Here is an 18,820-nt window from a genome sequence, read left to right as displayed (position 1 = left end):
TCTGTTTATTGGTTTATCTGACGTGTTACAGGGTCGTCCCGCGCGTGCTTTTGCGCCGCGCTCGCCGGCTCGCGCTGGCGCAAAAAGCTCCGCGCGCGGGACTGGTCTTCACCACTGAGAACGCCCCTTTTCGTAGTCCGCGACCGTAGTGCTCGCCTTGGGCTGTGTAGGTGATTGTTGCGGTGATGCATTGGCCGGTGTCGGGTTCTGTCGTGGCGCTATCTGCTGCTGCCCGAAAGCGTTCTTCGAGCGATCGGGGATCGCAGGATCGAAGTAGCCGTACTCCACCGTTTGCATGCAGAAGGCGAAGTCGGTTTGCACTCTGGTGGCCTGTTGGGTGTAGCACTGACACACCGTCTCCCTCCCGTTGACGATGGCGTGCGGCATGCGTGCGAAGTTGCGGGCGTATGTATCGGGGTCGGTGCTGGACAGGCAGTACAGCCGCGGGAAGGACTGCGGCTTGGTCAGATCGTCATACACCGGAGCCGAGGCCGGCAGGTTCGGCACCCGGGGGACATGCCGCGCGATGTATTGGGCCGGTGTGAGGGTCTTGGTCTCAGCCGGAGTCACGCCAGGAATTAGCGACTTGGCGATGTCCGTGACCGGGTTGCCGGCTTGTTCCTTGGCGGGCGCATCGCTGGGCGCATCAGGTGACTCCTGCCCCCAGATCAGGGCGTAGGCGCGCCAGGCGCAGAACAAACCGATACCAGCGGCCAAAAGCAGGAAGACGAGCTTCTTCGAAGGTTTGAACTTGAAGTGATGCGCGGCCTTGGCGCTGCTGTAGACACCGAAGTAGCGTTTATCGAGGCCGATGATGGTGCGACTCGCATCCTTGCAGCCGTTGATTTTTTCGACGTCGTTGTAGACCCGCTCAATCTCGTACCGAGAGACCTTGCTGCTGCCAAAGATTCGCCAGTAGTGGATGTGTTTGTTGCACAGGCGCCGGGCATGCACGTCGATAAATCGCGGGTCCTGGGTGATCAAGTGCACTTCGTGACCTTGCTTGCGCATGATCTCGAAGCGGCTGATGTGCTCAGGGACTTCCTTGCGCGGATCACGTACCCCGAACCAGCCCTGCGCCTCGTCCACCACGATCAGGGCGTTATCCGGCAGCTCGAACCACTTAAGCGGATCTTCGAAGGGATACCACTCGGCCTGCAGCCTGCTCGGGTCGAGGTCGGTGACGTTGTGGAAGTAGACGGTGCGGCCCTCGGCCTTGGCCTTGGTATCCACTTCCTTGATGGTGTTGAGGGTCTTGCCATGGCCCTGCAGGCCCGTGCGGATATAGAGCATGATCAGGCCGTGAAGGTGGTGTTGTGCTGGAGCTTGGTACGGCGATCAGCGATGCGATCAATGCCGTTGAGGGTCAGCCGGGTAACGATGGCGGCGAAGTAGATATTCACCGCGACATCGAATTTGGCGAGGCCAAGGATCATTTGCAGTGACTGGGCCATGTTGCCGAGGTTGGCGATGGCGTAGTCCTTGGCTTCGTCGATGACGAGGTTGATGCCGACATAGGCAACCACGCCGATGCCCAAGGCTCGCAGAGCGGTTTTGATCAGCGGGACAACGATGATCAGGAACAGCTGCGCCAGGTAGAAGAAATGCATCACTCACCTCCAAAGGCGCGGCCGACGTAGATGGCAGCCCAGATGCTCGCGACCGCGACGATCATCCAAGACAAATCCGTCGCCAGCCGGCAGAACGGCTCGTAGCGAAATTCGAGGTTGTGGCCGCTGCCCAGTGACAGGGAGACCGTTTCCGGTGGTGGGCAGCCGGCGGGGAGAAAGCGGGTAGCGCCGCTGATGATGCTGGGGGCCGAGATCTCGCCTTCCTTCAGCTCGAAGTCATCGCCTTCGAAGAGCGATTCGATGTCGTTGCGCTTGTTCGGGAAGTCGGCCTGTTCTTCGGCAAAGCAGGTTTGTTTGTGCTGCTCGCGCAGGACGGCGCAGTCGATGGCGTCACCGGCACAAGCGAAAGAGTTGCTCTCACAGTCGCCCACTGATGCCTCGCGAGGCACCTCTTCTTCGTCTTCCTCTTCCTCGTTGCCATCCTGAGGCGTGCATCCCGCACCGGTGCAGGTGCTGGACTCGTTGCCCGGAGAGCCATCGGCGTTGGTGCCCGAGGTTTTGGTTTCACTCTTACCGGTAGTGGTGCACGGACTGGTGCCCTTGCAGTCGATCTTCGTGGTGTCGCTCTGGCTGGTGGTACTGGTCGAGCCATCCGGATTGGTGGTCTTGGTTTGCGTCTCGGTGGTGTTGGTTTCGCTGTGCGCAGGCGCCGGATTGCCCGAGGTACAGCCCACCGTCGAGCCACCGGAGCCACAATCCATCTTGCCGGGGTTGGTGGAGCTGGAAGAGGAAGTACAGGTGCGGGTGCCGGTGCCGTCGGACGTGGCGGTCCACTCGGTGCAGCCGCTCTCGTTGTTCTGCGTCGGGGTGGTATCGCTAGGCGGTTTCGACGGCGTTTGATCAAACGGATTGCCGGGCTCAGGGTTGTCAGCGGTGCAGGAGATACCGCTGCCCTTGTAGCGGTACGTGCAATAAGCGCCGTCCTTGTCGGTGTTGTCGACGAAGCGATAGCACTTCTGCACCTCGAAATCGAAGGAGTACTGGCAGGAGCCATTGCAGATGCTGCCGGGTGGCTCAGTACGGGCGCCACCGCCCAGGCCACCAATACGGTGTTCGTGACTGTAGAAACTGCCTGCCGAAGACTCGCAGGGGTCTTCCTTGGGGCCGCAGGTGCCGTTCTCCAGCATCGGGCTACCTTCTGGGCAGCCGCACAATGCGGAGTTGGTTGAGGTGGGAGTCAATGCAGTCTGACCAGCCTCGCACTGGCCTGTCACGCCAACAGTGAACGCCGAGCCGGTACCGTGCGTCCACGAGCACACAGCATCCGCCCCGTTGGGTGCCCAGGTGCGCACAGTGACGCGCAAGGTGCCCTGATGCAGATCGGACTTGCGGGACAGACAGGCCGCTTCGGCAGTGGCGTGCAGGCTATTTTTGCCAACCCACATTCGCGCCGCTTGGGCATTCAGCGCGGTACAGAGAAGGACGAGACAGATCAGCAGACGTTGCATGCAGGGCCTCACAGGCGCAGCAGCAAGGCGGCAAACGCCAGGGTCACGATGACGAGATAGAAGGTGTTGGGGTCGATGTGCATGGCGAAAGGGAAAACCCCGCCGAAGCGGGGTTTGTTGCCTTACACGGCGCGACGCATGTACTTGAACAGCGCCGCCACCACGACCAGACCCAGGGCGGCATAGCCGATGGTTTCCACATCGGCTTCAGCACCAGTGATCTTGGTGGCGGCTGCAGCGGCGTCGGCATAGGCCTGGCCGATGCTGGTGGCGCCGATGACAGCGGAAGCACCGAGGACGGTGCCGAACTTGCGCAGGGTGTTACGTACTTGCATGGGAGTTACCTCGTGATTGCTTTGCGAAAGACAAGGAACACGAACACCAGCGCGAACAGGCCGATGGACGCGTCGAGCAGGAGCTGGGCTTCCTCGTCGGTAAGGCCGGGAGAGATTTCCTCCCGGATTTCTTCGCCAGTGATGGCCACCAGCTGACCGGCGCACTGAATCTCTCCAGCGGCACCGACCGACCAATCCCCATCACAGGCGATGAAATTCATGCGAGCTGCTCCAGGGCCGCAGGCTCGGAGGGCTCGCAGGACTGCTGGCAGTCCGGGCACTGCGCGTAATGCGGCGCAGTCCCGTGGTCGGCCAGGAAGTCCGATTGCGAGGCGGGCTGGTGATGCAGCTGGCCCATGACGCACAGGCACTCGTCACAGAGAACACGGTCATGGATCAGCACGGCCCGCCCCTCCCGTTAGGCCTGAGCGTCAGGCTTGTTGGGGGTGGCGGCCGGTTTGCTGGCCGGGGTTTGTGGGTTGGCTTGAGTGGCAGCGCGGGGCTTGGCCGACTCGATGTGCAGGGCGAGATTTTTGCCCTTGTTCTGGCCGCCACGATCCACCTCGAAGGTGATGCGGACGGTTTCCAGCGGCTCGAAGTGAGCGCCAGCGGCGAAGACCTCGTCAGCGTGATCGTCGGCGACGGCCATGCCGATGATGGAGAGGCCGTGTTCGGTCTTGCCGTCCGGCTCATCGCCGTAGAAGACCTTTACGTATTTCGCGCCTTCCATTTCGGTCTTTTGGGTGCCCAGGAAAACGACTTCCATAGTGGAACGTGCCATGTGTATTGCCTCGCTTGTGGTGCGCCTGATTGCGCGGTTTGCCTTTCAGCAGGCCGAGCGGGTCCACACGGGCGAACTTTTCAGTTTTTCGCCCGAGGGGTTTCTCGGTTTGCCGGGGGTTTAAAACTCGGCCTATGCGCTGGCCGTTGTCGCGTTAACACCAAGGGCCACGGCCCTTGTCATCCCGTGTCGCCACCGTCGCCCGCGACTGGTGGACCAGTCCCGGACGCCGCTGGCGATGGCTTGTCGGGCGGTGGATCGGTTGCGGCCTCGCAGGACTCGACCACCGATTGCATAGAGCGGGTGAAGATTTCTTCGAGCAGATCGGCCTCTTCGGTGAGCTGCCAAGTGCTAAGACCGACGCCGAGAGCGATGCCGATCACCAGCGGGACCGACCAATTACCCAGCAGCAGAACCAGATAGCGACCGAGGCGGAAGGAGACGGCCATTAGCTCAGCCCTCCAGCTCGAACGGCTCGCGGACTGGAACGAAGGGCGTTGGATTGCCCGAGTCGTAAATAACGTTCCAGTACTTCGGGGGCCGGCGCGGTGGCGTGTGTTTCGCGCAGGTGGAAGCCGGTCTCGCCTTCCAGATTCCATCGACCTTGGCCACAGACGCGGGGCGGCATTGGTCGCAGGGTGTGGACTGGGAGAGCGCGGGAGCCGGTACGCGACGGGACCAGCAGACAGAGCAGTCGCAGGTTTCGGCGTGCGGGACGCGGCGATATGGATTGAGGCTCATGGGCATGCACCTCCGAGGCGAAGCTCTGTTCCAGGCGGAAGACGAGTTCGGCGTTCAGGGAACGGCGGGCTGCTTGGGCGGCCTGCTTTACCTGGGCGCGGAGTACCGGAGGCATGCGGAGCTTGAACTGAGGAAAGGTGCGCTCATTCATCTGCGTAGTCCCCTGCGCAGAAGATGGTTTTGCCCCGGTCGAGATCGCGGCGTATGCGATGGAGGTTGATGACGCGGCGGCGGCCGATTTTCACGGTCGGGACGGTGTTGGTTTCGACCCAGCCCCGCACTACGTCTTCAGTGATCTGGTCGAGGCCCATCATTTCAGCCAAGACCTGCTGCGAGCAGAACGGCGCGTCACGAAAATCGGTTACGCGCTCGGGATTCCCCTCAAACGAAAGCCCCACTACACCAGACTGTTCCATGTTCTTTGCCCTATAATCCGGAAGATCCTCAAATAGCTTGTTTCAAACTATTTGAACAAACTATAGGAAAGACCATGGATCAATTCAAACTATTTGAGCAAGATAATTAGAACAAATGAGCGCAATTGACGATCGGGTTAGAACCGTTGCTTCTATGGCTGGCATGGATCGGCTTGTCCGGGAAACTCCGATCGGCTCGAACCGCTGGAGAACCGTGCTCTACAACAAAGAGGTGAGAATCAGCACCGTAGAGGTAGAAGAGCTCAGCAGGCTCTATCCTCACTACCGCTGGTGGATGATCAGTGGCGAGATAGCGCCAGAGATGGGTCAGACCAGCCCGGCCTATGATGAGGCCAATCAAAACTTGAGCAATCCAAACGCGGGATAGCGATCACAAAGCAAGTAGCTAGGCCCTGGGACGCCAGAGGACGAAACAAGGAACTCTCTGCCTAGCAACTGAATTGCCTAGTGGCCAGGTAATGCCACACAATCAGAAGGCTCTTCATGGAGGCGTGGCCACGGATGATCTTCGCAAACACACCGCAATCTGCCGCTCAACGTGGCTTCTCGATACCCTCTCGCTCAAAAGACCTACTCTGGGTCGGCTGGTTTACAGCTCTACAAAAAACAATCCATGCCGTTAACTGGCAAAAAGGAATTTAACTATGACAGCCAGTGCTTTCTTAAACGAGAAAGAACTCAAACTTGTGGAGGAAATAAAAAACTTCCAAGAGTCTGGAGTCGCAGCGAAAACAAAGCTCGAAACAGACGAGAAGGTTCTGGCACGAGTAACCGACGGAATTTACCGGCTGCCGGGATCAGCAATACGAGAGCTAATATCGAACGCCTACGACGCGGACGCCGAGAATGTCATTATTGATACGGATGTCCCTCGCTTCCAGACGATAACAGTTAGAGATGACGGCAATGGAATGTCCGTAGAGACCCTAGTAAACCTCCTCAACCATGTCGGGGCCAGCGCAAAACGCAGTTTCAAGGGAAATGGCCTAGAAGTTACTGACCAAGATGACAACACTCTTAGCAGAAATAAAAAAAGAAAACTAATAGGAAAAATAGGCATTGGTCTTTTTAGCGTAGCTCAGCTGACCCGAGACTTCGACATTATTACAAAGCAGAAAAACACAGACTTCTACTTAAAGGCAAAAATTCGCCTGCACAATTACTCAGAAGAATATATAAGAGATACCGAGATAAAGGCTCAAAAAGAAGGGCTAGAAGCGAGAGGAGCGAGCTTCGAAACCGGCATAGTTGAAATCTGGACTGAGCCCACCGATAACTATGAGGCTCACGGCACAGATATAATACTTCGAAATATTAAGAAGAGCGCGCAAGACCAACTGCGTAGCATCGATATCTGGGGACAGGAATCCGCAGAAGCAGAGAAGGATGGCGAAAAAGGTGGCGAGGAAGATATTCTAAACTCCTCGAAATTAGAAAAGCCCAACTTTCACGTGGGCAATTATTTCGGCAATGACGGCTTTGAGTATTACGCCGATGCCGAAAGACAACCAAAACTGCCATGGAGTTCTGAGGACAAGGCCCATGAAAAGCTTAGCAAGCTTTATGATGCAGTCCTATCCTTAACAAAAGAAACTACCAATCCGAAGCTAGGTGTTGTCCTTGACAACTATTTAAACATGCTTTGGACACTTAGCCTATCAATACCTCTAAACTATATTGACAAACATCCATTCCACCACTCCACTGACGACATAGACAACCTATTCGTAATTAGTAACAAGCTGAAAGGCCAGTGTGAAGACTTCCCTAAAAGCACGCTCATTAGCACGGCACTTAAAAATAAAAAACCTTACGAAAATCTTGATTTCAACGTCACAATTGACGGCGTTCAATTATTCCGTCCGCTAAAATTCAAAGATCTTCCAAAATCAGGAGCGGCAGTAAAAGATCCAATTCTTTTTATTGGAAGCTATTCGCCAGATCTTTCCAGCTTAGACCTCCACGACTCGGGGGGCGGGCTATCGTTTGATGCGTACATTTTATGGGCACCCAAAATCATACCCCGAGATCACAATGGCTCACTAATAAGGGTTAACAACTCATCAGGAACATTATTTGATGAAACCTTTATGAAACACCAGGTAGCAGAACATACCATAAAAAGCCAGCTTACCATTGAGATATTCGTGAATAACGGCCTGGATTCCGCATTAAATATAGACCGCGAATCCTTTAATATTTCACACCCTCACTATCAAATGATAATGAAATGGCTTCACCAAGCCATTCGACAGGTAGTAACAAAATACAAGACTATAAAGAAAGAGGCTCTAAAAGCTAATAACACCGTGCGCGCACAGAAATTCGAGAGCGGCCTCACCCAAATTGTAAAGCGAAGCGTAGAAAAAAGCGGACTTGACTATTCAGATGTAAGTAATCTTTTTCTTGTTGATGGAGAAAAAGCAGCTTCATCCTCTAGAGGAGAGGTGAAAACTGCAGACCTTCCAATAGAGACAGTGAAGGTTAACAAAAAGCGCTTCCTTGAATTATCTAAGACATCATCCTCAGCGACCGCCAAGATCCACTCAATAGAAGCAAAAACAGAAGCGATAGTACAAGTACTGGAAAGCTATGGCGCACTGAATAACCTCAACTCCACACAGAGAGAGCGCCTAATCGAAGACATCATCCAAATTATTAGTTTCGAGGGATAGAAATGAATAGTATTTTTGGAGATGGTGATCCGCAGCTGCTTAATTTACAAGAAATCACTGGCGCACAAGAACAGCAAGAAACGATCAAGAAGTTTTCTGCATGGCATAAGCCAAGAAAGCAGTTTGTTAGAGACTCACAGTGGTGGTATCACCTTAACTTTCTCTTACAAAGATACCCAGAGTATGAGGGCATTGAGACCATAAAATACTTTGGCTTGCCAGGCAGCGACCTATTGGATGTCAGCTACTTCAGCAAAAAGCTATCTTCAGATCACGCCAATAAAAAAATCTTTATACATGGATTTATTGACACAGCAAAAGAGCATGAAGCTGCCAACTTAAGATTAAGTGAGCTACTAGACAGACCCAACGTTGACGCTAGTTCAAAGGTTGAGCACTTCAACTTCCAAGCAATTTCTAGCAATCAGTCATTAGCACTCCGCCGTATAAAAGAGCTGGGCGCCTACCACTTAATCAACCTAGACTTTTGCGATGGCGTATTTAAGCAGGACACCATCGACTCAATGATGAGCATTCTGTCCCTCCAGCTTAACAGGATGCTAGACACTCCCTGGCTACTCTTTATCACCACAAGAGCAGACAAGAGCGGCATCACGCAGGACTTATTAAACAATTTAGACAGAATATTCTCTGAAAGCTTAAAAGGTGATGATGCCTTCCTCAAAGCCATCCAAGAGTACGGCGATCGAATTCGGCATATCATTCCGCAGAAAGATACTCTGCAAGACGAACAAATAACCCCATCAGAGCTGTCCGAGATACTTCAAATCTGCTTTATATATTGGCTAATCCAAACAGTCTATGACTATGAAGCAAGAATGGAAGTAACCAGCTCCATGAAATACAACGTACATGAGGGTAATGACTTCCCAGACATGTACTCTCATGTTATTAGAATCACGAAAGAATCCGTCCAAAAAGATGATGCGTTGGGTCTAGCTAAGCTCAATGCAGCGAAAACCAAACCCCTAGCGGAGGTACAGGTGCGGGATAAGACTAATTCTGTGCGGAAACTATGCACCGCTTTAGACGTCGACGAGCTACTGCAGGGGAATGAAAAGCTGCGGGGCAATTGCGCCAAGGAAATGAAAATTCTTCTAGAGGATGCTGGCTGGAATACTGCCACTTACGATACGCAAATGGGACTATAAAAAAAGGCCATCGTCAGATGGCCCTTTTGATTAACCCACCTAACGCCTCTGCCAGCAAAGGCGGGACGGCATTACCAACTTGGGTGTACCGTGGACATGAAAACTTCCGATGTTTACTCCCCGTTGTATATGCTCCTTGAAAAGAGAACCAATCGGGAAAAGACTGCAAACGAGCATTCTCTCTAACAGTTAATATCCTCGGCTCCGAGTAGTGGATAATATCATCAGGGAGAGTAGTTACAGTAGCAGAGGGGGAGTTAGGACAAAGCGGAGTTATCGCCTGTTTTTTTATGGAAAACTCTAACTTTAGATCTCTGGGCACATTAATACCTCTAGGGCACCTATCCAAGATCAACTTAAATCTATCTATTACCTCCTTTGAGTGCCTTGGCAATCGGATGCTATCAGGCGCAAGCCCACCAGCGCCCTCACGTAGAAGTTTTAAATAGCTGCTCGGCTGTGAATGCTCTTCGAAATCAATTTCAAAAAAACCTTTTTGATCAGAGTCTGTATTAGCGACAAGCTTTTTTCCAGCGACCTCAAGATCGAATAACGCATCCCTTGCTGTAACAGCTCTATCCGCAGATAACCCCTTTGACTTTAGAAAAGCCTTTCGAAACTGATCAAGCTCAGCAAAAGGCTCAAAGTCACTACTAGCAACACCGAATTTCGCGATTAAGATGAATCTCGGCCGGTGCTGTGGCACCCCCCACTCAGAGCTCTTTATTATCCTAAACGCCACTCCATACCCTAATGCTTCTAAGCGCTCTTTGACCACTTTAGAATAGGGCACACTATCTTCACTTCCTTCCTTTGAAAATTTCGTATTAAATCCGCGAACATTCTCAAGCAGCAAGTACTTAGGCTGAACAATCTCAACCACCTGAATATATTGTTCAGCAAGTTTATTTCTAGGATCATCAGGATTGCGTTTACCTGCATGTGAGAACCCCTGGCACGGAGGGCCACCAGCAATCAGGTCAACAGTGCCGCGCAGCGCACTTAATTGAGCCCCATAATTCGCTATCAGCTCACCAACTTCCATATTTTTTTGGGGTAACCACTGAGGCCATGCATATCTATGCTTGTTACCAGCGACCAAGTTGTGCCGCAAAGTATTAAAAGCCGACTCGGTTTTTTCAATCGCGAACAGCCCTTCCCAGCCGGCCCGCATTAACCCAAGAGATAAGCCGCCACAACCTGAAAATAAATCAATGAAGGTCTGTTTAGCTTTTCGCTTATTTATCATATTTAAAGCCAAACCCAGAATATAAAACCAAGTTATTTTACAGCACACAAGCAAGTAAATCAATAAACTCAAGCCACGATAGCGAAATCCTACGTTACTGGCACAAAATAAATAATCATTTGCTCGAGCAAGAGTAATTACATTATCGCCTCTTCTGCACCAGCACTGCCATGCCAATTTTCAAGCCACAATAAAAACAACCGTCAATAGTCACCAGAACGACCAAACTAGAGGTGACTACTTAATCCAGCTTTATGGATTGGTATGCATCAGTGAGGCCTAAATAAGCACATAACCTCATTCTATGGGCATATAGGAGTTAATCTGGCGGCATTCAGGTGATTCAATGCCGGCGAACAGGGAGAAACGGCCTGGCGAACGGATTATTGACGCCAGGAAATGGCCTAACCTACTCTCGATTGCGACCTACTCTACTGACTGCTGTAGAGCAGCAGGAAAGCACCAAGGTCGATCAATCAATCTTTCTATACAGGGACTCGTATGTACAAGAAACTTGCTAGCGCCATCGTTCTTGCGAACTGCATGGCCATTGGAACCGCCTCCGCCGCCCCAGGCGATCTGGACACTACTTTTGGTACAGCAGGGACGCTGACCCTCCCCGCCGCGATCGGATGCGGCAATCTGGTTGCTACCCTACAGGCGGCCGATGGAAGCCTGCTTCTGGTTGGCGCCACTCCTTCCAGCACTCGATCCATGTTCGTCGCCAAGTACGACGCGGATGGTCAGAACGTTGACTGGGACTATGGGGTAGACGGCGTTGTAAACGTCCCCAGGCCTGCCGGGTACACCAACATTAAGCTGGTCGACGCAGCTCTCCAAGTAGACGGCAAGCTTGTCGGTGTGGCCATCGCCTACAACGGCGCAGCGCCCGCAAATGCGATGGTTATTCGGTTGAACACCGATGGCACCCTAGATACCACCTTCAACGGCACCGGCACCCTGATCTATTCCTACTCGACCAACAATTCCATCAACGAACAGGATCTACCGAGCGCTGTAGCGACTACTCCTGATGGGAAGATTCTGATCGCCGCCTCCTCTGACTTCAGCCAAACGACGGCCGTTGTGTGGAATGCGACGATCACCAAGCTGAATGCTAACGGCAGCTTCGATGCCACCTTCAATAACTACGCAGCTGGTAGATCGACCCTACACACCGGCGACGGCAAAGATGTAGTACTTGCGCCGGACGGCACCATCTACGGTGTAGGCCGGGACGGCAGCACATCCTATGTTGTGAAGATTCTGGCCAACGGAAAGCGTGATACGACCTTTGGCTCAAGCGGCCGCCTGGCCACCAATTTCGGCGATGCCACCACGCGCCTCCAGGCTGGTGCGATCCAGAGCGATAACAAACTGGTTGTTAGTGGGTATCGGGCATCCAAAGCGTTCCTAGCCCGTTTCAACACATCCGGAGCCAATCCGCTGGATCTTACCTTCGGCAGCGGTGTGGGCTATCAGATGTATGACTCCCCTGTTCCCGAAGATGTGCTGTATGACGTGGCAATCACTCCGACCGGGGAGATTGTCGGCACTGGATATGGCTCCAACGTGAATAACATCCCGACTCGCGACGTTCTCACGCTAAGAACTGACGGCGCGGGCACCCTGGATACCACCGTTGGCGTAAACGGCTTTGCGACATACAACGCTGCTAGCGACTCGGACTATGCCAGCAAGATCTCTCTGCAACAGGATGGGAAGTTCCTGCTGTCTACCGTAACGACGGTGGCGGCAGTGCCTCAGTGCACCGCTGTACGTCTCCTACCGTAAATCAGCTTGAGCCCTTTCTCGCGTATGCGGGAGAGGGCTTTTTCTGGGTGACTACATCGCCGACTTTTTCTGGAGAGGTCTGGTTTAGTGGGGCCGGAGGGCAGCTGGAAGGCCCAATTTATGGGGCTATCTGGTCCAGCAGGGCTCTACGCAGGTGATTCATAATGCCGGCACCTGAGCCCTTACCGACAATAGTCCCCTACATTTCTGCTGAGCACTCATGCCAAGTAGCGCTCTATTAGCTTGAGCAGCCCCTGCATTCGCCCCCCACTCCGGACACCACCATGAGAGACAACTTCGAGAACATCCGCGCCGAGCGCGACGTGCCGCTGCAGCGCGCCAGTACACCCAGCCAGACTTACACCGGGCTGTGGAAGCAGATCGCCCTGGGCATCGTGGTCGGCTATTCGGTACTGGGCGTGCTGAGCGCCGCTGGTTGGTGGTTGTTCGTCAAGCTGGCCCTGAGCGGGTTGCAGATCACCACGCCTTGAGCGTCTAGCTCTTCTGCCCGCGCCCGGCCAGCAACAGGCCGCTGACGATCAGCGCGCCGCCTACCCAGTGGTAGGTCTGCAGGCTTTCCCCCAGCAATACCCAACCAAGGATGGCGGTGAATACCGGCATCAGGTAGTTGCTCATGGCCGTGCGCGCGGCGCCCAGTTCGCGCAGGCCGATGTTCCATAGCTGGTAGCCCAGCACCGAGGCGAACAGCGCGGTGTAGCCGATGGCAGCGAGGTTGGGCAGGCTGGGTTCGAAGCGAGCGCCCTGCCAGAGTTCCCAGGCGTAGAACGGCGCCAGCATCAGCAAACCGATCAGCACCAGGGCGCCGAGCAGGGTGAAGGGCGGCAGCTGAAAATGCGCGCTCCAGCGGCGCAGCAGCAGCGAGTACAGGGCCCAGTCGAGCGTGGCGAGCACCATCAGCAGGTCACCCTCGGCGAAGGACAGACTGGCCAGCACCTGCCAGTTGCCCTGGGCGATCAGCCACAGCAGGCCGACCAGCGCCAAGCCCAAGCCGACCCAGGCGCGCCGCGCCGGCCATTCCCCCAGCAACAAGCCCGCGCCGATAAAGGTGGCCAGCGGCAGACAGGTGCTGACCAGGCTCAGGTTGATCGCCGCGGTGCTCAGCGCCGCCGTGTAGAGCAGGACGTTGTACAGGGTGATGGCCAGCAGCGCGGCGAACCACAGCCGCCAGCCGGCGTTGCGCAACGTGTGGCGATGCTGCCAGAGCGAGGGACCGACCAGCGGCAGGAGGATCATCAAGGCCACGGCCCAGCGCCAGAACGCCAGGGAGAATGGCGGGATGGCGCCGGTGAAGGCCCGCGCTACCAGCGAGTTGCCCGCCCAGAACAGGCTGGCCAGGGCCAAGCCGAGCCAGGCCAGCAGTTGCGCGCGCGGCACCTCAGGACTGGCCGAACGGGCGCAGGCGATACTGCGGCGGCAGTTGTTCCAGGCCGCTGACGGTGACATTGAGGTTCTTCCAGCGGCCATCCTTGATGCCGTAGATGCAGCCATGCACCGACAGCTCCTGGCCGCGATGCCAGGCGTTCTGCACGATGGTGGTGTGGCTGACGTTGGCCACCTGGTGGATGACGTTGAGCTCGCACAGGCGGTCGACCTTGTCTTCCTCGTTCTCGATCGTGGCGAAGTGCTCGCGCTGCTCGTAGTAGAGGTCGCGGATCGAGCGCAGCCAGCCGTCGATCAGGCCGAACTGGCGGTCCTGTATGGCCGCGCGCACGCCGCCGCAGCCGTAGTGGCCGGTGACCAGGATGTGTTTGACCCGCAGCACGTCGACCGCGTACTGGATCACCGAGAGACAATTGAGGTCGGTGTGCAGCACCACATTGGCGACGTTGCGGTGGACGAAGATATCGCCCGGCAGCAGGCCGACGATCTCGTTGGCCGGCACGCGGGCGTCCGAACAGCCAATCCAGAGGAACTCGGGGGTCTGCTGCTTGGCCAGCTTGGCGAAGAACTCCGGGTCCTTCTCGTTGACCGCTTCGGCCCAGCGCGCGTTGTTGTCGAACAGGTGCTGCAGGTCGCTCATCGCTTAATTCTCCCGGTTCGCGCCGCACCATACGGAGGCGCTGTTGCTTTGACAAGCCGCATGCGGGCGGAGCCACAGCGGCTATTCCAGATGCACCAATCCACCACGCAGCGCCTGGCAACCCGTTTACCTGTGCGCTCATAAAAACCAAAAAGTTATATAAAAATAAAATCAAAGTATTTTTAAAGAATAAGAAGCCCTTCTAGCATGCGCTCACCGGAACACCGGACTCCTCTGCATCCCCTTTCGACTTGGAGCCGTAGATGTCCGGTGCCGACAGTTTGCATAGCGTCCTGGTGGGCGATCTGTTCCGCAGTCACTACGACTGGCTGTGCGGGCGACTGCGCAGACACCTGGAATGTGCCGCCAGCGCCGAAGATATCGCCGCGGAAACCTTCTTCCAGGTGCTGCGCGCGCCCTCCGCCGAACCGATCCGCCAGCCCCGCGCGCTGCTGACCACCATCGCCAAGCGTCTGCTGTACCAGGTTTGGCGCCGTCGCGATCTGGAGCGGGCCTACCTGCAGGCGCTGAGCCTGGACGACGAACCGGAAACGCCTTCCCCCGAAGCCCTCGCCCTGCTCTTCGAAGCCCTGCTGGAAATCGATCGCCTGCTCGACGGCTTGCCGAGCAAGGTCAAGGCGACCTTTCTGCTGTCCCAGGTCGACGGCCTCACCTACCCACAGATCGCCGCCACGCTGGGCATTTCCCAGCGCTCGGTGAGCGATTACATGGCCCAGGCAGTCAAGCGCTGCCTCACTCTGAGCCGGCAATGACATGAGCGAACGTAACGAACAGGATCGCCTTATCGAAGAAGCCGCGCGCTGGATCGTGCTGCTGCATTCCGGGCAGGCCGGCCCCGCCGAGCGCCAGGCCTACTTTGACTGGCGCGCCGCCGACCCACGCCACGACGACCTCTGTGCCGGCCTGGAAAAGACCCTCGGCGTGTTCCAGGTGCCGGTGGCCCAGGGCGTGCGCAGCGACCTGGTACGCCAGGCTTTGGAGGCGCCGTCCAGCCGCCGCCAGTTCCTGCAGCACACGCTGGTCGGCGCCGGCCTGATGTTCGGCGGCGGCCTGCTGGCCAACCGCAGCGTGCCCCTGGCCGAGCTGAGCGCCGACCTGCAAACGCCGACCGGCCAACGACAGACCTTCCAGCTGCAGGACGGCAGTCAGCTGATCCTCAACGCGCGCAGTGCCGTCGACCTCGACTTCAGCAACCAGCAGCGCCATGTGCGCCTGCGCAGCGGCGAAATGTTGCTCAAGGTGGCCGCCGGCGCGGGGCAGCCGTTCACTATCGATACCCGCCTGGGCCAGGCCCGTTTGGCCGGCGATCAACTGCTGGTGCGCCAGGGTGATGACAATTGCCGGGTGGTGAGCTTCGCCACCGGCGTCGAGCTGCTTTGCCCGAACGGCGCGCGGCTGCACCTGCCGCCGGCCAGCCAGGTCAGCTTCGATGGCAAGGGCTTCGGCCCCGCACTGGCCAGCCGGGGCGCCGAAGCCGCCTGGGTCAATGGCCTGCTGGAAGTGCATGACCGGCCACTGGGCGAGGTGATCGACGCCCTGCGCCCCTACCGGCGCGGCGTGCTGCGCCTCGATCCGGCCGTCGCCGGCCTATGTGTCAGCGGCCTGTATCACCTGGACGACAGCGATCTGGTGCTCGAAGCCCTCAGCCGCACCCTGCCGATTCGCGTGGCCCGACGCACCGATCTGTGGGTCACCATCAGTGCCGTCTGACTGCCTCACGAACGCTGCTCATAAGCTCATAACCAAACGATCTGCAAGATTTCCCCGCCTCGACGCACATCCCCTACGAAAGCGCGGCCAAGCATGGCCGCGCAATAAAGCTCGGGAGGGGGCATGAACACGAAATTTCCCAATGTGCAGCGACGCGCTCTGGCGGCCTGGATTGCCGGCACGGTGGCGGGGCTGATTCTGAACGGCGCACAAGCTGCCGGGGGCACGCAGGACTATCACATCGAGGCCGGCCCGCTGGACCAGGTGCTGCTGGATATCAGCCGGCAGAGTGGCCAGGTCATCTCTTTCGCGCCGAGCGTCGGCACCCGCCGCTCGGCGCCGGTCGAGGGCAACCTGTCCGCCGAAGCGGCCGTGCAGCGCGCCCTCAAGGGTACCGGCCTGCAGCTGCAGATCAGCCCGGGCGGCGCCCTGATCATTGTCGAGAACGGCAAGCCAACCGCGCAACGCGCCGCCGTCCCGGCAGTCGCACCAGAAGCCGCACCTATGCTCGATCGGGTGGTGGCCATCGGTACCCGCCGCAGCGATGCCACGGCATTGACCAGCGCAGCTCCAGTGGACGTGATCAACAGCCAGGAGCTGGTGCAGACCGGCGCTACCAGCCTCAACCAGGCGCTGTTCCAGCTGCTGCCCTCGTTCAACTTCCCGCAGAACCAGAGCGCTACCCGCGGTCAGGACCCCAAGGGCGCCTCCCTGCGCGGCCTGTCGCCGGACCAGACCCTGGTGCTGGTCAACGGCAAGCGCCGGCATGCTTCGGCAGTGGTGAACATTTCCGGCGGCGTGCCCTTTATCGGCGCGCAGTCGGTCGACCTCGACATGATCCCGATCAGCGCCATCGACCATGTCGAGGTGCTGCGTGACGGAGCGTCCGCGCAATACGGCTCGGACGCCATCGCCGGGGTGATCAACATCGTGCTCAAGCAGCGCGACAACGGCGGCCAGGTCAACACCCAGGTCGGTCGCTACGACCAGGGCGACGGTTTCAGCAAGGCCGTCGATGCCTGGTACGGCCTGGGCCTGCCGAGTGACGGCTTCCTCACCCTCAGCCTCAACGGGCAGAACAATAAGCCCACCGATATCGGCGACAAGTACGTGGCCGACGGCGAAGTGCAGGACCCGCGCTGGGGCGGCGCCAGCCGCGACAAGTTCAATCTGGCGGCCAACGCCGAAGTGCTCCTTAACGATCAGTGGCAGCTGTACGGCTTCGCCACCTACGGCCAGGACAAGTCGTTCAACAACACCCCACCGCTGCTGGCCAGCAACCCGAACAACGTGCCGGAGATCTACCCCAACGGCACCATCCCGCAGTACCGCTATCGCTATGAAGATGCCGCCGTGACGTTCGGCTCGCGCTTCGAGGACGAAGCCATCGGCCGTTTCGACCTGAGCGCCACCTATGGTCGCGACAAGCACGACGAGCAGGCCTCGGACACGGTTAACCCCAGCTACGGAGCGGCCAGCCCCACCAAATTCGACGTCGCCACGCTGATCAACGAACAGACCAACCTGACCCTCGACTACGCCCGCGACCTGGACGTCGACTGGTCGGCCAACCCGCTGACCATCTCCGCCGGTGTGGCCTGGCGCGACGAGCGCTACCGCCTGCAGGAAGGCGACTACGACTCCTACGCCTACGGCGGCATCGACGGCGTACAGGTCGGTGCCGTACAGGCTTCCGGCCTGCAGCCGGACGATGCCGGCACCTTCAACCGGGATGTCGGCGGCCTCTACTTCGGCCTGGAAAATCAGCTCACCGACAAGCTGCAACTCGGCCTGGCCGGGCGCACCGAGCACTACTCCGACTTCGGCTCGGCCACCACCGGCAAACTCTCGGCACGCTACGAGCTGACCCCGCAGGTCGGCCTGCGCGCCACCGTCAACAATGCCTACCGCGCACCGACCCTCGGCCAGATCGGCACGTCCTGGACCACCACCACCAACGTCGACGCCGCCGGCAACCCGGTGCTGACCCGCATGCTGCCGGTCGACCACCCGGCCGCCCGGGCGCTGGGCGCCGAGGAGCTGAAGCCGGAGAAGTCGCGCAACCTGTCCTTCGGTCTGGTGCTGCGCCCGAGCGAGCAGGCCTCGCTGACCATTGATGCCTACCGCATCGATATCCGCGATCGCATCCTCTTCAGCGGCGGCATCTCCGGCCCCGAGGCCGAGCAGATCCTCGCCGACGCCGGTTACGGCCAGTACACCTGGGCGCAGTTCATGACCAACGCCGCCGACACCAGCACCCGCGGGGTGGACGTGGTCGGCAAGTACAACCTGGAACTGCAGCGGTACGGCGACCTGGCCCTGTCCGCCGGCTACACCAAGACCCGCACCACCATCGACAAGGTGCACGCGAACCCGCATGGCTTCGAGACGGTCACCCGCGAGTCGCGTGGCTACCTGGAGCATGGCTATCCGGAAGACAAGCTGGTGTTCGGCGCCGTGCACGGCTACGGCCTCTGGACCACCAGCCTGTACGTGACGCGTTTCGGCGAGTACCGCAAATACGCCTCGTCGGCGAGCAATGCGCAGTACGACCAGACCTTCTCCGCCCAGTGGGTGGCCGATCTGGACATCAACTACGCCTTCACCAAGCAGCTGAAAGTCTCGGTAGGCGCCAACAACCTGTTCGACAGCCATCCCGATGACTTCAACCAGCGCCTGCGCCAGACCCCGGCCCAGCAGTACAGCTACCTGGCCCCGGCCGCGCCGGAAGGCACCTTCTATTACACCAAGCTGAGTTACGACTTCTAAGCCATCACGGCCCGCC

At 57.6% G+C, this 18,820-nt stretch carries 21 protein-coding genes and 1 pseudogene; 8 read left to right on the top strand and 14 right to left on the bottom strand.

All coding sequences use genetic code 11. The features are described 5' to 3' along the window. Window positions 1-108: 108 nt before the first annotated feature. From FFS62_RS17100 to FFS62_RS17055, 11 genes and pseudogenes are all read right to left on the bottom strand, one after another. The gene (locus FFS62_RS17100; RefSeq protein WP_137974052.1) at window positions 109-1,293 is read right to left on the bottom strand and encodes a zonular occludens toxin domain-containing protein; all 1,185 of its coding nucleotides are present in this window, start codon (window positions 1,291-1,293) and stop codon (window positions 109-111) included. Window positions 1,294-1,295: 2 nt separating this feature from the next. Beyond that, complete coding sequence (locus FFS62_RS17095; RefSeq protein WP_137974051.1) at window positions 1,296-1,610, bottom strand: DUF2523 domain-containing protein; 315 nt, start codon at window positions 1,608-1,610, stop codon at window positions 1,296-1,298. Beyond that, window positions 1,610-3,079 carry a virulence factor TspB C-terminal domain-related protein gene (locus FFS62_RS17090; RefSeq protein WP_137974050.1) on the bottom strand — a complete coding sequence of 490 codons (1,470 nt, stop codon included), beginning with the start codon at window positions 3,077-3,079 and terminating at the stop codon, window positions 1,610-1,612. Before FFS62_RS17090 ends, FFS62_RS17095 begins: the two co-directional genes overlap by 1 nt. A 122-nt stretch (window positions 3,080-3,201) precedes the next feature. Beyond that, complete coding sequence (locus FFS62_RS17085) at window positions 3,202-3,414, bottom strand: major capsid protein (protein WP_137974049.1); 213 nt, start codon at window positions 3,412-3,414, stop codon at window positions 3,202-3,204. A 5-nt stretch (window positions 3,415-3,419) separates the two neighbouring features. Then, window positions 3,420-3,635 (bottom strand): hypothetical protein, encoded by a 216-nt coding sequence (locus FFS62_RS17080; protein ID WP_137974048.1) that lies wholly within the window; start codon window positions 3,633-3,635, stop codon window positions 3,420-3,422. Further along, entirely contained in the window at window positions 3,632-3,817 is a 186-nt protein-coding gene (locus tag FFS62_RS17075) for a hypothetical protein (protein ID WP_137974047.1), read from the bottom strand. Before FFS62_RS17075 ends, FFS62_RS17080 begins: the two co-directional genes overlap by 4 nt. A 15-nt stretch (window positions 3,818-3,832) precedes the next feature. Further along, a complete protein-coding gene (locus tag FFS62_RS17070) occupies window positions 3,833-4,195 on the bottom strand; it encodes a hypothetical protein (RefSeq protein WP_137974046.1) in 363 nt (120 codons plus the stop codon). A 179-nt stretch (window positions 4,196-4,374) separates the two neighbouring features. Further along, a complete protein-coding gene (locus FFS62_RS17065; RefSeq protein WP_137974045.1) occupies window positions 4,375-4,644 on the bottom strand; it encodes a hypothetical protein in 270 nt (89 codons plus the stop codon). A gap of 4 nt (window positions 4,645-4,648) precedes the next feature. Then, entirely contained in the window at window positions 4,649-4,936 is a 288-nt protein-coding gene (locus tag FFS62_RS23200) for a DUF5447 family protein (protein WP_171016373.1), read from the bottom strand. A 22-nt stretch (window positions 4,937-4,958) separates the two neighbouring features. Continuing rightward, window positions 4,959-5,087: pseudogene (locus tag FFS62_RS23195) on the bottom strand (Arc family DNA-binding protein); the annotation flags it as partial. Then, entirely contained in the window at window positions 5,080-5,352 is a 273-nt protein-coding gene (locus tag FFS62_RS17055; RefSeq protein WP_137974043.1) for a DNA-binding protein, read from the bottom strand. The gene FFS62_RS17055 and the pseudogene FFS62_RS23195, both read right to left, overlap by 8 nt. Before the next feature lie 115 nt (window positions 5,353-5,467). Between FFS62_RS17055 and FFS62_RS17050 the strand changes: the two genes are divergently transcribed. From FFS62_RS17050 to FFS62_RS17040, 3 genes are all read left to right on the top strand, one after another. Beyond that, window positions 5,468-5,740 carry a hypothetical protein gene (locus FFS62_RS17050; RefSeq protein WP_137974042.1) on the top strand — a complete coding sequence of 91 codons (273 nt, stop codon included), beginning with the start codon at window positions 5,468-5,470 and terminating at the stop codon, window positions 5,738-5,740. Window positions 5,741-6,017: 277 nt separating this feature from the next. After that, entirely contained in the window at window positions 6,018-8,048 is a 2,031-nt protein-coding gene (locus tag FFS62_RS17045; RefSeq protein WP_137974041.1) for an ATP-binding protein, read from the top strand. A gap of 2 nt (window positions 8,049-8,050) precedes the next feature. Continuing rightward, the gene (locus FFS62_RS17040; protein ID WP_137974040.1) at window positions 8,051-9,220 is read left to right on the top strand and encodes a hypothetical protein; all 1,170 of its coding nucleotides are present in this window, start codon (window positions 8,051-8,053) and stop codon (window positions 9,218-9,220) included. Window positions 9,221-9,233: 13 nt separating this feature from the next. On the opposite strand, the gene FFS62_RS17035 is transcribed toward FFS62_RS17040, so the two are convergent. Continuing rightward, window positions 9,234-10,541: a DNA cytosine methyltransferase gene (locus FFS62_RS17035; protein WP_256662289.1), complete on the bottom strand. Its 1,308-nt coding sequence runs from the start codon at window positions 10,539-10,541 to the stop codon at window positions 9,234-9,236. Window positions 10,542-10,970: 429 nt separating this feature from the next. Between FFS62_RS17035 and FFS62_RS17030 the strand changes: the two genes are divergently transcribed. Both FFS62_RS17030 and FFS62_RS17025 read left to right on the top strand, forming a co-directional pair. Continuing rightward, window positions 10,971-12,263, top strand: coding sequence for a hypothetical protein (locus FFS62_RS17030; protein ID WP_137974039.1), 1,293 nt, complete (start codon window positions 10,971-10,973; stop codon window positions 12,261-12,263). Between the two features lie 284 nt (window positions 12,264-12,547). Next, window positions 12,548-12,754, top strand: coding sequence for a hypothetical protein (locus tag FFS62_RS17025; protein ID WP_137974038.1), 207 nt, complete (start codon window positions 12,548-12,550; stop codon window positions 12,752-12,754). 4 nt (window positions 12,755-12,758) lie between these two features. Here the strand turns inward: FFS62_RS17025 and FFS62_RS17020 are convergent, their stop codons facing one another. Both FFS62_RS17020 and can read right to left on the bottom strand, forming a co-directional pair. After that, entirely contained in the window at window positions 12,759-13,727 is a 969-nt protein-coding gene (locus tag FFS62_RS17020) for a DMT family transporter (RefSeq protein WP_137974037.1), read from the bottom strand. Next, window positions 13,660-14,304: a carbonate dehydratase gene (gene can / locus FFS62_RS17015; protein WP_137974036.1), complete on the bottom strand. Its 645-nt coding sequence runs from the start codon at window positions 14,302-14,304 to the stop codon at window positions 13,660-13,662. The genes FFS62_RS17020 and can overlap by 68 nt, the downstream gene beginning before the upstream one ends. Before the next feature lie 263 nt (window positions 14,305-14,567). Here can and FFS62_RS17010 point away from each other — a divergent pair, with 263 nt between their 5' ends. The 3 genes from FFS62_RS17010 to FFS62_RS17000 all read left to right on the top strand — a co-directional run bounded on the left by FFS62_RS17010 (window position 14,568) and on the right by FFS62_RS17000 (window position 18,804). Beyond that, entirely contained in the window at window positions 14,568-15,077 is a 510-nt protein-coding gene (locus FFS62_RS17010; protein ID WP_137974035.1) for a sigma-70 family RNA polymerase sigma factor, read from the top strand. A 1-nt stretch (window position 15,078) separates the two neighbouring features. Next, window positions 15,079-16,035 (top strand): FecR domain-containing protein, encoded by a 957-nt coding sequence (locus FFS62_RS17005; RefSeq protein ID WP_137974034.1) that lies wholly within the window; start codon window positions 15,079-15,081, stop codon window positions 16,033-16,035. Window positions 16,036-16,158: 123 nt separating this feature from the next. Continuing rightward, window positions 16,159-18,804: a TonB-dependent receptor gene (locus FFS62_RS17000; protein WP_137974033.1), complete on the top strand. Its 2,646-nt coding sequence runs from the start codon at window positions 16,159-16,161 to the stop codon at window positions 18,802-18,804. Window positions 18,805-18,820: the final 16 nt, after the last annotated feature.

It is taken from the genome of Pseudomonas sp. F(2018) (assembly GCF_005508865.1).
Lineage (GTDB): Bacteria > Pseudomonadota > Gammaproteobacteria > Pseudomonadales > Pseudomonadaceae > Aquipseudomonas.
This window is presented reverse-complemented; position numbering and strand designations above follow the sequence as displayed.